The 12,491-nt window shown below is 71.6% G+C and carries 12 protein-coding genes and 1 pseudogene; 6 read left to right on the top strand and 7 right to left on the bottom strand.

The genetic code is table 11. The annotated features are described in order from the left end of the window. Nucleotides 1-14 precede the first annotated feature (14 nt). The 4 genes from ACFVJQ_RS13650 to ACFVJQ_RS13635 all read right to left on the bottom strand — a co-directional run bounded on the left by ACFVJQ_RS13650 (nt 15) and on the right by ACFVJQ_RS13635 (nt 3,735). A complete protein-coding gene (locus tag ACFVJQ_RS13650) occupies nt 15-710 on the bottom strand; it encodes a L,D-transpeptidase family protein (RefSeq protein WP_385513970.1) in 696 nt (231 codons plus the stop codon). 129 nt (nt 711-839) lie between these two features. Continuing rightward, a complete protein-coding gene (locus ACFVJQ_RS13645) occupies nt 840-1,754 on the bottom strand; it encodes an SDR family oxidoreductase (RefSeq protein ID WP_385513971.1) in 915 nt (304 codons plus the stop codon). A 170-nt stretch (nt 1,755-1,924) separates the two neighbouring features. Continuing rightward, a complete protein-coding gene (locus ACFVJQ_RS13640) occupies nt 1,925-2,674 on the bottom strand; it encodes an SDR family oxidoreductase (RefSeq protein ID WP_385783542.1) in 750 nt (249 codons plus the stop codon). 155 nt (nt 2,675-2,829) lie between these two features. After that, nucleotides 2,830-3,735, bottom strand: coding sequence for an AraC family transcriptional regulator N-terminal domain-containing protein (locus ACFVJQ_RS13635; RefSeq protein WP_385783539.1), 906 nt, complete (start codon nt 3,733-3,735; stop codon nt 2,830-2,832). A gap of 144 nt (nt 3,736-3,879) precedes the next feature. Here ACFVJQ_RS13635 and ACFVJQ_RS13630 point away from each other — a divergent pair, with 144 nt between their 5' ends. Continuing rightward, nucleotides 3,880-4,197, top strand: a complete 318-nt coding sequence (locus ACFVJQ_RS13630; protein WP_385514033.1) for a putative quinol monooxygenase — start codon at nt 3,880-3,882, stop codon at nt 4,195-4,197. A gap of 88 nt (nt 4,198-4,285) precedes the next feature. Further along, nucleotides 4,286-5,236, top strand: a pseudogene (locus ACFVJQ_RS13625) (alpha/beta hydrolase); the annotation flags it as partial. A gap of 50 nt (nt 5,237-5,286) precedes the next feature. Here the strand turns inward: ACFVJQ_RS13625 and ACFVJQ_RS13620 are convergent. Both ACFVJQ_RS13620 and ACFVJQ_RS13615 read right to left on the bottom strand, forming a co-directional pair. Further along, nucleotides 5,287-5,916 carry an MBL fold metallo-hydrolase gene (locus ACFVJQ_RS13620; protein WP_385513975.1) on the bottom strand — a complete coding sequence of 210 codons (630 nt, stop codon included), beginning with the start codon at nt 5,914-5,916 and terminating at the stop codon, nt 5,287-5,289. Beyond that, complete coding sequence (locus ACFVJQ_RS13615) at nt 5,916-7,004, bottom strand: S-(hydroxymethyl)mycothiol dehydrogenase (RefSeq protein ID WP_385513976.1); 1,089 nt, start codon at nt 7,002-7,004, stop codon at nt 5,916-5,918. The genes ACFVJQ_RS13620 and ACFVJQ_RS13615 overlap by 1 nt, the downstream gene beginning before the upstream one ends. A 210-nt stretch (nt 7,005-7,214) precedes the next feature. On the opposite strand from ACFVJQ_RS13615, the gene ACFVJQ_RS13610 reads away from it, so the two are divergent. Together ACFVJQ_RS13610 and ACFVJQ_RS13605 are read left to right on the top strand one after the other, a co-directional pair. After that, nucleotides 7,215-8,888, top strand: a complete 1,674-nt coding sequence (locus ACFVJQ_RS13610) for a rhodanese-like domain-containing protein (protein ID WP_385783535.1) — start codon at nt 7,215-7,217, stop codon at nt 8,886-8,888. Continuing rightward, entirely contained in the window at nt 8,885-9,631 is a 747-nt protein-coding gene (locus ACFVJQ_RS13605; RefSeq protein ID WP_385513978.1) for a sulfite exporter TauE/SafE family protein, read from the top strand. The genes ACFVJQ_RS13610 and ACFVJQ_RS13605 overlap by 4 nt, the downstream gene beginning before the upstream one ends. Before the next feature lie 15 nt (nt 9,632-9,646). On the opposite strand, the gene ACFVJQ_RS13600 is transcribed toward ACFVJQ_RS13605, so the two are convergent. Beyond that, the gene (locus tag ACFVJQ_RS13600; RefSeq protein ID WP_129803368.1) at nt 9,647-9,934 is read right to left on the bottom strand and encodes a metal-sensitive transcriptional regulator; all 288 of its coding nucleotides are present in this window, start codon (nt 9,932-9,934) and stop codon (nt 9,647-9,649) included. Between the two features lie 92 nt (nt 9,935-10,026). Here ACFVJQ_RS13600 and ACFVJQ_RS13595 point away from each other — a divergent pair, with 92 nt between their 5' ends. Both ACFVJQ_RS13595 and ACFVJQ_RS13590 read left to right on the top strand, forming a co-directional pair. Beyond that, a complete protein-coding gene (locus tag ACFVJQ_RS13595) occupies nt 10,027-10,593 on the top strand; it encodes a rhodanese-like domain-containing protein (protein WP_385513979.1) in 567 nt (188 codons plus the stop codon). Between the two features lie 120 nt (nt 10,594-10,713). Beyond that, entirely contained in the window at nt 10,714-12,432 is a 1,719-nt protein-coding gene (locus tag ACFVJQ_RS13590; protein WP_385514034.1) for an ABC transporter ATP-binding protein, read from the top strand. Nucleotides 12,433-12,491 lie beyond the last annotated feature (59 nt).

Genomic DNA, 12,491 nt, shown 5'->3' with positions numbered 1-12,491 from the left:
TGGGCCGGGCATCGTCAGGTGCCCGGCTTGCGGCCGTACACGTAGACGTCGTCGCCCTTCTTCAGCAGCGACCAGTACTTCTTGGCGGCGGTGCCGGTCATGTTGACGCAGCCGTGCGAGCCGGGCGGGTTCCACATGCTGACGCCGGCGGAGTGGAAGGCCTGGCCGCCGTCGAAGAACTGGCTGTACGGCATCGGCACGTTGTAGATGGTCGACACGTGGTCGATGTTCCGCCAGTAGATCTTCTTCAGGCCGGTGCGGGTCTCGTAGCCGTCGCGTCCCGTGCGGACCGGAACGGGGCCGTAGACGAGCTTCTTGCCGTCCTGGATCCAGCTCAGCTGGAGGCTGAGGTTCACACAGGCGATACGGCCCTTGTTGACGGGACACTTGCCGTCCTTGTCGGGCGTGTTCCCGACGGCCCGCTGCTTGAGCATCAGGTCCATCACGCCCCAGGTGACCGGGCCCGCGTAGCCGACGTTCGGCTTTATGCCGTGCTTGGTCTGGAAGGCCTGGATCGCCTTGCAGTCCCCGGCGGACTGCACACCGTCCACCGGCCGCCCGAGGAACTTCTCCACCTGCTTCTGATACGGACCTGTCTGCGTGGTGCAGCTCGCCGCCTGCGCCGTGCCGGCGCCCAGCGCGAGCGTGAGCGGCGCCACCAGCGCGGTGGCCCCCAGGACAACGGTTCCCCGTCTGCGTACGTCCCCCATGCCCGGCCTTGCCTTTCACCTGGAATGCGCGGATCTCGCGCAATCTCTGCCAGCTGGACCGACAGCGACGGGAATCGGTTGTAGGCACGCACCAACTGCGACCAAACGGTGATATTCGCCGCCGGCGCGTCACCGGTAGCCGGTCGTGTCCGCCGGTTTGCCCGCGTCCTGGACCTCCACGAGGTAGCGCCAGGCGTCGGGACGGCTGCCGTCGAGGTCGGTGAAGCCGTACTCCTGGGCGAGGCCACCGCTGGAGAGGGAGCGGCCGTTGAAGCGGGCCACGTCGGGGTCGGCGGCGAGGGCGGCGACGGCGCGGCCGACGTACCGCGGGGTCTCCGAGATGGCGAAGTGGGGGACCCGCTCGAGGGCGTCGCGCCAGTTCTCCTCCCGCACGCCGAAGATTTCGAGCATCATCTCCGAGCGCAGCCAGCCCGGGGTCAGCGCGACGGCGGTGGCCCCGCGCGGAGCCAGTTCATGGCCGAGGGAGAAGGCCATGCGCAGGACGGACCACTTGGCCAGGTCATAGAAGAAGGAGTTGCGGTAGTTCTCGCGGTTGTACTCCTGCGTGCCGTCGGTCATCTCGACCACCAGTCCGCCGGGGTGGCGCAGGAGCAGGGGCAGGGCGTGGTGGCTGGTGATCGCGTGCGTCTCGACCGCGAGGCGGAGCAGCCGTAGGCCGTTGTCGAGGTCGTGTTCCCAGACGGGGCTGTCCCAGGCGAAGAGCTTCTCGCCGCCCCAGATGTCGTTGACGAGGACGTCGAGGCGGCCCTGCTCGTCCGCGATGCGGTCCACCAGAGTGCGGACCTGCGCGGGGTCGAGGTGGTCCGTGGGTACGGCGATGCCGTGGCCGCCGGCCTCGGTGACCAGGTCGGCGGTGTCCTCGATGGTCTCGGGGCGGTCGTACTCGGAGCGCCGCTCGCGGGTGCTGCGGCCGGTGACGTAGACGGTGGCGCCGGCCGCGCCGAGTTCCACCGCGATTCCGCGGCCCGCACCGCGGGTCGCACCGGCGACCAGCGCCACCTTGCCCATCAAGGGTCCCGACATGTCCGTCCTCCCGTGCCGTCCGACTCCGTCACCGACGAGCATGCCGCGAAATCCGGACGTCTTCTGTCGCCTTTGGCGCACGGCCACTCCGCGACAGCGAGCCGGCCCCGTGCGTGTGCGCGGGGCCGGCTCGTGGCATCAGTACGGCGTCAACCCTGCCTGCGGGTCGGTCACTTCGCCTGGGCGAGCCAGACCGCGTCGGGGCCGGCCGGGAACCGGAGCTGGCCGGTGGTGTCGTGCACGGCTCGCCACACCGTCTCGGCGACGTCGCTCTCCTTGGTGAACACGTCCTGTCCCATGAAGCCGTCCATGGTCTTCTTCGCAAAGGCTGCGTAGGGCGCCGGGACCAGCTCGTCCGGCGAAGCGCTGTTCGTCGCCCTGGCTGCGAAACTCGTCGTCAGGCAGGCGCCCGGCTGGACCGTCTTCGCCCGCACACCGAACGGCGCGAGCTCGAGCGCGAGGGATGCCGTGAATCCCTCGACGGCCATCTTGCTCGCCTTGTAGACCGCCGAGAGCGGCATGTGGCCCAGCACCACGCTGGAGGTCACGTTGACCACCACGCCGCAGCCGCGCTCGCGGAACCGGGGCAGCACCGCCTGCGTCGTCGCCATCACGCCGAACGTGTTGGTCTCGAAAACCTCCCGCACGTAAGCCGTGGAGGTGCCCTCGAACACGCTGATCGACGGGACGCCAGCGTTGTTGACCAGGACGTCGACGGGCCCCGCTGCCTCGAACGCGGCGGTGATGCTCTCGGGCTCGGTCACGTCGAGCTCGACGACGCGGAGCCGGTCCGACTCGGGAAGGACGTCCGGACGCGGGGTGCGCATCGTGGCGATGACGTTCCACCCCTGCGCGTGAAAGTGGAGGGCGGTCTCCCGCCCGTATCCGGAGGAGCTACCGGTGATCAGAACGGTCTTCATGCTGTGACCCTTGCGATGTGATGGGATCCGCGGAGGGACAGGCATTTTCCTGCTCCGCGGGAGAACCGGTGATCCCATTGAATCGCTCTGGCCTGCGGAAACAGTAGAACTATCCTCGCTTCCTCTTGCACGATCCTCCTCCATGGCCAGCCTGCTCAGGGCAGCACGCCCACGGGGGTGCGTCCGGTGTTCCGCAGGCGGGCCGCGTCCCGGCTCGGGGGCGCACCGAACTGGCGGCGGTACTCCCTGCTGAACTGCGACGGGTTGTCGTAGCCGACGCGCCGGCCGACCCCGGTGACGTCGCCCGGGTGGGTGGCGAGCAGCAGCCGGGCCTCCTGCAGCCGGATCTGCTTCTGGAACTGGATGGGGCTCATCGCGGTCACCGCCTGGAAGTTGCGGTAGAAGGCGGAGACGCTCATGCCGGCCATCCTGGCCACGTCCTCGACCCGGAAGGGCTCCGCGTAGTGCTCGCGGATCCAGCGCACGGCCCGTGAGACATGGCTGAGGCCGCTGTCGGCCAGGCCGAGTTGGCGAACCGTCTCACCCTGCTCGCCGGTGATCAGGCGCCAGAGGATCTCGCGTTTGATCAGCGGCGCCAGCACGGCCCGGTCGCGGGGTTCGTCGAGCAGGCGCAGCATCCGGACCACCGTGTCGAGCAGCGCGGCTGAAGCGTCGCTGACGGCGATCCCCGACGGAACGCCTCCCCCGGTGCGCGGGATGTCTCCGGGCCCGGCCTGCAACAGCAACTCGGCGACGACGGACGGCTCCAGCACGAGACCGAAGCCGAGGGCCGGCCGCTCGGGTTCGATCCGGGTGAACTGCCCCGTGACGGGCAGGTCGACGGATGCGACCAGGTACTGCCCGGGGCCGTACGCGTAGACCCGGTCGCCCAGTGCCAGGCGTTTGGCGCCCTGGGCGATGACAGCGAGCACCGTGCCGGACATGGAGGGCGCCGGCGGATCCGGCCGGTCGACCTTCGAGATGAGGACGCCGTCGATGGCGGTGGTCCAGTCGGGGCGGGCATGCCGGGCCAGCAGGATGCGGAGCTCTTCGAGGCACATGCGTCCATTGCAGCACCGTTCCAACGCCATTGCTCCCACATCTGCGAGGATCGTGCAAGTGCCAGCGAGCTTCGTTCTAACGTTTCCGCAGGTCAGCTCGGTTGAATGGAAACACCTCACTCCCTCACCGAGAAGAAGGCATCCATGATCACCGACTACGGCTTCAACGCCACCCTGACCGCCAAGCCCCACATGGGCGACCGGCTGGTCGACCTGCTGCTGACCGGCCTGAACGAGGGCAGCCCCGGCGCGAGCGAACACTGCGTCGTCTACCTCGTCTCCCGTTCCGCGTCCGACGCCGACGTCGTCCACGTCACCGAGGGCTGGACCAGCGAGGAGGACCACCACCGCGTCTTCGCCGGCGAAGCCGCCCAGGCCATCGTGGCTCAGATCGACGGGCTGCTGGCCAAGGAGCCCGAGTACACCGACTACGTCCCGGTCCGCGGCAAGGCCGCCTTCTGAAGCCCGGCCGACCGCCTGCCCGGCCCCTGCCAATGCGGGCCCCCTTTCTCGCCCGACCGTCCGGCACCACCCCACGAGAGGCAACGACATGACCGCGGCACGACCCGCCCTGGACCCCGAACTGCGTGAATTCCTGGCCGACATGCCCCTCATGTCCCAGCTCACCCCGGAACTGCTCACGCAACTGCGTCAGCTCCCCTCGACCGCTGTCGAGTCCCTCCTTGCACATAGGCAGCTCGACCGGCGCGAAATCACCGTGCCCGCCAAGGACGGTGCCCAGATCCCCCTGTCGGTCTTCAGCCCCGCGCACGCCGACCGCACCACCCCCGCCGCACCCTGCATCTACTGGATCCACGGCGGCGGGATGGTCATGGGCGACCGCTTCTCACAGCTCGACATCCCGCTGGAGTGGCTCGACCAGTTCGGCGCGGTCGTGGTCAGCGTGGACTACCGACTCGCCCCCGAGGCCACCGGCACCACCCTGGTCGACGACTGCTACCAGGGACTGCTCTGGATCGCCGAACACTCCGCCGAACTGGGCATCGACCCCGCCCGGATCGTCGTCGCCGGCGCCAGCGCGGGCGGCGGCCTCGCCGCCGGCGTCACCCTGCTGGCCCGCGACCTCGGCACCCCGGCGATCGCCGCGCAGATGCTGATCTGCCCCATGCTCGACCACCGCAACACCACCACCTCCAGCCGCCAGTACTCCGGCGGGCCCGGCGTCTGGACCCGCGAGACGAACGAGTTCGGATGGCGCGCCGTCCTCGGCGACCTCACCGACGACGAGGTACCCGCGTACGTCTCACCCGCGCTGGCCGACAACCTCGCAGGCCTGCCGACCACCTACATCGACACCGGCTCCGCCGAAGTCTTCCGCGACGAGGACACCCACTACGCCACCCGCATCTGGGCGGCCGGCGGCCAGGCCGAACTCCACGTCTGGGCGGGCGGCTTCCACGGGTTCGACGCCCTGTACCCGCAGGCACACATCTCGGCCACAGCCCGTCGAACCCGCACCGACTGGCTCGCCCGGCTCCTGCCCCCCGGGGGGCCGTTCTTGAGGGTGCCTTCTGTCGTTCCACGACGCTTTCAGTGGCCCCGCGCGATCCACTCCTCCAGATGCGGCGCCTCGGCTCCGATGGTGGTCGAGTCGCCGTGGCCGGTGAGGACCTTGGTCTCGGGCGGGAGGGTGAGGAGGCGGTCGCGGATGGAGTCGATGATCGTCGGGAAGTGGGAGTAGGAGCGGCCGGTCGCGCCCGGACCGCCCTGGAAGAGGGTGTCGCCGGTGAAGACCGTGCCGAGTCCGGGGTCGTAGAGGCAGACCGCGCCGGGGGCGTGGCCGGGCGTGTGCAGAACCGTCAGGTCGGCGCCGGCGGCTTCGATGATCTGGCCGTCGAGCAGCCAGGAGTCCGGGTCCCGGTCGGGGTGGGTCTGCTTCCACAGTGGCAGGTCGTCGTGGTGCAGCCAGATGACGGCTCCGGTGCGCTCGGCGAGGGCGGGGGCTGCGTCGATGTGGTCGTTGTGGGCGTGGGTGCACACGATGGCGGTCAGCCGGCGCTCGCCCACGGCCTCGGCGATGGCGTCGGCGTCGTGGGCGGCGTCGATGACGACGACCTCGTGGTCGTCGCCGACGAGCCACACGTTGTTCTCGACGTCCCAGGTGCCGCCGTCGAGCGTGAACTGGCCGGAGGTGACGAGTCGTTCGATGCGGGCGGTCATCACAGCACCACCACCGAGCGCAGCACGTCGCCGTGGTGCATTCGCTCGAACGCCTTCTCCACCTCGTCGAGCTGGATGGTCTCCGTCACGAACGCGGCCAGGTCCAGACGCCCCTGCAGATGCAGGTCGATCAGCATCGGGAAGTCGCGGGAGGGCAGGCAGTCGCCGTACCAGGAGGACTTGAGGGCGCCGCCGCGGCCGAAGACGTCCAGCAACGGGAGTTCGAGCTTCATGTCGGGGGTGGGGACGCCGACGAGGACGACCGTGCCGGCCAGGTCGCGGGCGTAGAAGGCCTGCTGGTACGTCTCCGGGCGGCCGACCGCCTCGATGACGACGTCGGCGCCGAAGCCGCCGGTCAGTTCACGGATCGCCTCGACCGGGTCGGTCTGCGTGGAGTTGACGGTGTGGGTGGCACCCATCGTGCGGGCGGTCTCCAGCTTGCGGTCGTCGATGTCGACCGCGATGATCTTCGCCGCGCCGGCCAGGTGGGACCCGGCAATGGCCGCGTCGCCGACGCCGCCGCAGCCGATGACGGCGACCGTGTCGCCACGGCCGACGTTCCCCGTGTTGATCGCGGCGCCGATGCCGGCCATGACGCCACAGCCCAGCAGTCCGGCGACGGCCGCGGAGACCGCGGGGTCGACCTTGGTGCACTGGCCGGCCGCGACCAGTGTCTTGTCGGCGAAGGCGCCGATGCCGAGGGCCGGGGAGAGCTCCTGGCCGGTCGAGGCGAGGGTCATCTTCTGCCCGGCGTTGTGGGTGTCGAAGCAGTACCAGGGGCGGCCGCGCAGACAGGCCCGGCAACGACCGCACACGGCACGCCAGTTGAGGATCACGAAGTCCCCGGGCGCCACCTCGGTGACGCCGTCGCCGACCGTCTCGACGATCCCGGCGGCCTCGTGGCCGAGCAGGAAGGGGAACTCGTCGTTGATACCGCCCTGTTTGTAGTGCAGGTCGGTGTGGCAGACCCCGCAGGCCTGGACCCGCACCACGGCCTCCCCCGGGCCGGGGTCGGGCACGACGATCGTCTCGACCCGGACCGGCTCGTCCTTCCCCGGTGCGATCACGCCGCGTACTTCCTGCGCCATCGTGCTGACCCCTTCTGTCGGCGGGCGTCCGTCCCGGTGCCGACCTTACGCGCGACTGATCGGTAAGGGCGCGGTTTGCAGGCCCGCGGCCCGACAGTCATGGCTGCTTCCGGCCGGCCCTCCACATACCCCCGGGGGTAATTCTGCTACGGTGGGCCTATACCCCCAGGGGTAATCAACCGGGGGTTTCGCGAGGAGAGGAGCGCTGCCGTGTACTTCGTCGACACCATCGAAGTGCCGGGACTGGGCAACCGCGGCTATGTGGCGGGGGGTGCGCACAGCGCCGTCGTCGTCGATCCCCCGCGTGACGTCGATCGGGTGATCGCGGCCGCCGCCCGGCGGGGCGTGCGCATCACGCACGTCGTCGAGACCCACGTCCACAACGACTACGTCACCGGCGGCCTGGAGCTGGCCCGGGTGACCGGCGCCTCGTATCTCGTGCCGGCCGGAGCCCAGGTCGCGTACGAGCGCGTGCCGGTCGCCGACGGGGACCGGGCGGAGATCGATGCGGGGCTGGCGCTGCGCGCGCTGGCCACGCCGGGCCACACCCCGCACCACACGTCGTACGTCCTTCAGGACGACGGACGGGCGGTGGCCGTCTTCACCGGAGGCTCCCTGCTGATCGGCACGGTCGGGCGTCCCGATCTGGTCGAGCCGCGGCTGACCGAACAGCTGGCCCGCGCCCAGTACGACTCCGCGCACCGCCTGGCCGCGGAGCTCCCGGACACGACCGAGGTGCTGCCCACGCACGGCTTCGGCAGCTTCTGTTCCGCCGGGCAGAGCGACACGGGCGCGGAGACGACGATCGGCCGGGAGCGCACCGCCAACGAGGCGCTCGTCAAGGACGTCGACACCTTTGTCGCCGACCTGCTGGCCGGCCTGGACGACGTACCCGCGTACTACGCCCACATGGGCCCGGCCAACGCCGATGGCCCGGCCCCCGTCGACCTCACCCCGCCCCGCCGCGCGGACGCCGAGGAGATCGCAGCCCGGCTGGCCGCCGGCGAATGGGTGGTGGACCTGCGCAACCGGGTCGCGTTCGCCGAGGGGCATGCCGCCGGGGCGTTGAACTTCGAGGCCGACGGGCAGCTCGCCACGTATCTGGCCTGGCTGCTGCCCTGGGGCAGGCCGGTCACGCTGCTCGCCGAGTCGGCCGCCCAGTTGGCCGCCGCCCAGCGCGAGCTCGTCCGGGTCGGCATCGACCGGCCCGCCGCGGCGGCGACCGGCTCGCCCGGCGACTGGGTGCCGGCGGGAGAGCGGCCCCGCGCGTTCCCGCGCGCCACCTTCGCGGAGCTGGTGCCCCAACAGGCTGTCGTGGTCCTCGACGTGCGGCGCGACTCCGAGCGTGCGACCGGGCACATCCCGGGATCGCTCCACATACCGCTGCACCGACTGCGGGAGCGCCTCGCCGAGATTCCGGACGGCACCGTGTGGGTGCACTGCGCAGGGGGGATGCGGGCGGCCATCGCGGCGTCCCTCCTCGACGCGGCGGGGCGTGACGTCGTCGCCGTCGACGACCGCTTCGACGCGGCGCGCGAGGCCGGGTTGATCCCGGACCGCCTCACTCCGGCCGAGGCCCGCGACCGTACGCGTGCGGACGCCGTGCTCCTGGACGTCCGTGAACCGGCCGAGTGGGCCGCGGGACACGCCCCCGGCGCCGTGTGCGCCCCGCTGTCCGGCCTCGCGGCCGGGGGTGAACTGCCGCAGCGCGCCCAGGGCCGGCCGGTCGTCGTGATCTGCCGCTCCGGGCGGCGCTCCCGAGAGGCGGCGGACCTGCTCGCCACGCGCGGCGTCCGCGCGGCAGACGTCGCGGGCGGTATGCAGGCGTGGGCCGAGGCGGGTCTGCCGGTCGTGCGCGACGAGCAGCGCACCTCGCCCGCGTGAGCGCGTTCGTCCTCGCCCTCGTCGCCGGGGCTCTCACCGGTCTCGCCCTGGGCGCCCTCGGGGGCGGTGGGAGCGTGCTGGCGGTGCCCGCACTGATCTACCTGCTCGACCTCACCCCTGCCGCGGCGGCCACCGCGAGCCTGGTCGTCGTCACCGTCACGTCCGCCACCGCCCTGATCGGGCATGCCCGCGAGGGCACCGTGCGGGGGAAGCACGGCCTCCTGTTCGCCCTCGCGGGACTCGGGCCCGCGGCGGTCGGCGGCGCGGTCTCGACCCGGCTCCCGGCCGGAGTGCTGACCGGCGTCTTCGCCGTGATCGCCGCAGTCGCCGCGCTGCGGATGCTGCGCCCGTCGGCCTCCGCGCCCACCGAGGCGCCGGCCCGCCCGGTTCGGGTCGCCGCGGCCGGGGCGGGACTCGGCGCGGTCACCGGGGTGCTGGGGGTGGGCGGCGGCTTTCTCGCCGTACCGGCGCTGGTGAACGTGGTGGGGCTGCGGATGCGGGCGGCCGTGGGTACGAGCCTGCTGGTCATCACGCTCAACTCGCTGGTCGCGCTGGCGGCCCGGGCGGGGGCGGACGTGAGCGTCGACTGGGCGCGTGTCGCACCCTTCGCCGCCGCTGCGGTCCTCGCCGCATGGGACGGCAAACGCCTCGCGGCCCGCATCTCCGCCGGTTCGCTCCAGCGGATCTTCGCCGGCGCCCTGCTGGCGGTGGCCGCGTTCATGCTGGCCGACGCCGTCCTGTGAGGACGGGCCGGACGGTCAGGCCAGGGAGAGGAACAGCTTCTCCAGGCGGGCCTTCATCTCGTCCGTGGTCTCGCCGTTGCCGTCACCGTTGCCGGCGTCGGTCAGACACTGCTGGAGCCCGGTCGCGATGATCGCGAAACCGGCCCGGTCGAGGGCGCGCGAGGCGGCGGCGAGCTGTGTGACGACGTCCTCGCAGTCGCGTCCCTCCTCGATCATCTTGATCACTCCGGTGATCTGACCCTGCGCCCGGCGCAGCCGGTTCAGCACCGACTTCAGCTCATCACCCTCGAACCGCACATCCACGGCCACCCACTCCTCTGTATACCCTTGGGGGTATTTTACCTCCCCCGGGGTGTGTACCCCTCACCGCATGCCAAGGAAGGATCGCACGCACCATGAACGCTCCCCGCACTCTCGACGCCGACGAGGCCCGGACCCGGCTGCCCGAGCTCACCGTCATCGACGTCCGCACCCCGGGCGAGTACGCCACCGGCCACGTGCCCGGCGCCCTCAACATCCCCCTGGACCAGCTCCGCCGGGCCCTGCCCACGCTCCGTCAGGTGAACGGCGAACTGCTTCTCGTGTGCGCCTCCGGGGCCCGCTCCGAGCAGGCCTGCACGGCCCTCGCCGCGGAGGGCATCGGCGCCATGACGCTGACCGGCGGAACCCAGGACTGGGCCCGGCGCGGTCATGAACTGGCCCGGCCACAGCAGAGCACCCGCACGACCTGGTCCATGGAACGCCAGGTCCGGTTCACCGCGGGCAGCATCGTCCTGACCGGCCTCGGTCTCGGACTGCTGCACCCCGCCTGGCAGTTGCTCGCCGCCGGGATCGCGGGCGGACTGGTCTTCTCCGCCCTGACCAACACCTGCGGCATGGCCGTCGTCCTCGGCAAGCTGCCGCACAACCGGCCGCGCCCCGCCGACCTGGACGCCACCCTGGCGGCGCTCACGGCCCGGTAGGCCGACGGCGAAACGGGCGGCCGTACGGCTCGGCTCCACCGTAGGCTGAACGCCCTGTTCGACCGGCGAAGGAGCAGCGTGAGCAAGGCACAGACGCAGACGAGTACGCCCCCGTGGCGCATGCTCCTCGGCTATGTACGGCCGCACCGGTGGGCCCTGCTCGCGGGCGCGGTGCTCTCGCTGGTCACCGGGGCCACCGGCCTGCTGCTGCCGCTGGTCGCGCGGGACCTGATCGACGACCTCTCCCACGACCGGGCCATCACAGGTGCGCTGGTCGCGATGTCGGCGCTGGTCGTCGCCAACGCGGCGGTGGGCGCGCTGGGTTCGTACGTGCTGCGGCGCACCGCGGAGTCGGTGGTCCTCGGCGCGCGGCGCGCCCTGTCGTCGTATCTGCTGCGCCTGCGCATAGCCGCCGTGGACCGTACCGAGCCGGGCGACCTGATGGCCCGTATCACCTCGGACACCACCTTGCTGCGCGAGGTCACCACCGATTCCCTGGTGGGCCTCGGCACCGGCGGGCTCACGCTGGTCGCGACCGTGGTGATGATGGGCTTCGTCGACCCCGTGCTGCTCGGTGTCACGCTGGCCGTGATCCTGTGCGCGGGCACGGTCCTCGGCGTGATCGTGCCCCGGATCAACCGGGCCAGCCGGCAGGCGCAGGACGCGGTCGGCGTGATGGGCGCCTCGCTGGAGCGGGTGCTGGGCGCGCTGCGCACGGTGAAGGCGTCCGGCGCCGAGCACCGGGAGGAGGGCGCGCTGCACGCCGCGGCGGAGGAGTCGTGGCGGCAGAGTGTGCGTGCCGCCAAGTGGTCGGCGGCCGCGGGCAACACGGCCGGACTGGCGATGCAGATCGCCTTCATCACGGTGCTCGCGGTGGGCGGGGCACGGGTCGCGACCGGCGCCGTCGACGTCGGCACACTGGTCGCGTTCCTGCTGTACGTCTTCTATCTGATGTCGCCGATCCAGCAGGTCGTCGGCGCGATCACCCAGTACCAGACGGGTGCCGCGGCGCTGTCCCGCATCCAGGAGGCGCTGCGGCTGCCCGCCGAACCCGCGTCCGAGGCCGCCCCGTTGCCGTCGGCCGACGCCGAACCGGCCGCGCTGGCCTTCACCGACGTCCGCTTCCGGTACGCCGACGACCTGCCGTACGTGCACCACGGGGTGACCTTCGCCGTGCCCGCACGGGGCATGACGGCGTTCGTCGGCCCGTCCGGCGCGGGCAAGACCACCGTCTTCTCCCTCATCGAGCGGTTCTACGACCCCGAGTCGGGCGAGATCACGCTGGACGGCCGGGAACTCGCCCGGTGGGAGCTGCCGCAGCTGCGATCCGCGATCGGCTATGTGGAGCAGGACGCGCCCGTCCTGTCGGGCTCGCTGCGCGAGAACCTGCTGCTGGGCAACCCGGACGCGGACGACGACACCCTCGCGCGGGTGCTGAAGACGACCCGGCTCGACGGTCTGGTCGGGCGGCTGCCGCGCGGACTGGACACGCTCGTCGGGCACCGCGGCACCAAGCTGTCGGGCGGTGAGCGTCAGCGGGTGGCGATCGCCCGCGCCCTGCTGCGCCGCCCCCGGCTGCTGCTTCTCGACGAGGCGACCTCGCAGCTGGACGCGGTGAACGAGGCCGCGCTGCGCGACACCGTGGCCGATGTGGCCCGGACGACCACGGTGCTGGTCGTCGCCCACCGGCTGTCCACGGTGACGATGGCCGACCGGATCGTGGTCATGGATGCCGGCAAGGTCCGTGCGGTGGGCACCCACCGCGAACTCGTGGCCGCCGACCCGCTGTACGCGGAGCTGGCGGCCACCCAGTTCCTCGCCACGGCCGACGCCGACTGAGCGGCCGGGCCGGGCAGGCCTGCCGCGCTTGCCGAGGCCGACCGGGCGGAGGAATCTCG

The organism is Streptomyces sp. NPDC127197 (genome assembly GCF_042672405.1).
Classification (GTDB): Bacteria; Actinomycetota; Actinomycetes; order Streptomycetales; family Streptomycetaceae; genus Streptomyces; species Streptomyces flavusporus.
Note: the sequence above shows the minus strand (reverse complement) of the source record. Positions and strands in the feature narration are given on the sequence as shown.

Coding starts and splice junctions, on each gene's coding strand:
- ACFVJQ_RS13650 (WP_385513970.1), bottom strand. CDS start 710: ATGGGGGACGTACGCAGACGGGGAACCGTTGTCCTGGGGGCCACCGCG.
- ACFVJQ_RS13645 (WP_385513971.1), bottom strand. CDS start 1,754: ATGTCGGGACCCTTGATGGGCAAGGTGGCGCTGGTCGCCGGTGCGACC.
- ACFVJQ_RS13640 (WP_385783542.1), bottom strand. CDS start 2,674: ATGAAGACCGTTCTGATCACCGGTAGCTCCTCCGGATACGGGCGGGAG.
- ACFVJQ_RS13635 (WP_385783539.1), bottom strand. CDS start 3,735: ATGTGCCTCGAAGAGCTCCGCATCCTGCTGGCCCGGCATGCCCGCCCC.
- ACFVJQ_RS13630 (WP_385514033.1), top strand. CDS start 3,880: ATGATCACCGACTACGGCTTCAACGCCACCCTGACCGCCAAGCCCCAC.
- ACFVJQ_RS13620 (WP_385513975.1), bottom strand. CDS start 5,916: ATGACCGCCCGCATCGAACGACTCGTCACCTCCGGCCAGTTCACGCTC.
- ACFVJQ_RS13615 (WP_385513976.1), bottom strand. CDS start 7,004: ATGGCGCAGGAAGTACGCGGCGTGATCGCACCGGGGAAGGACGAGCCG.
- ACFVJQ_RS13595 (WP_385513979.1), top strand. CDS start 10,027: ATGAACGCTCCCCGCACTCTCGACGCCGACGAGGCCCGGACCCGGCTG.
- ACFVJQ_RS13590 (WP_385514034.1), top strand. CDS start 10,714: ATGCTCCTCGGCTATGTACGGCCGCACCGGTGGGCCCTGCTCGCGGGC.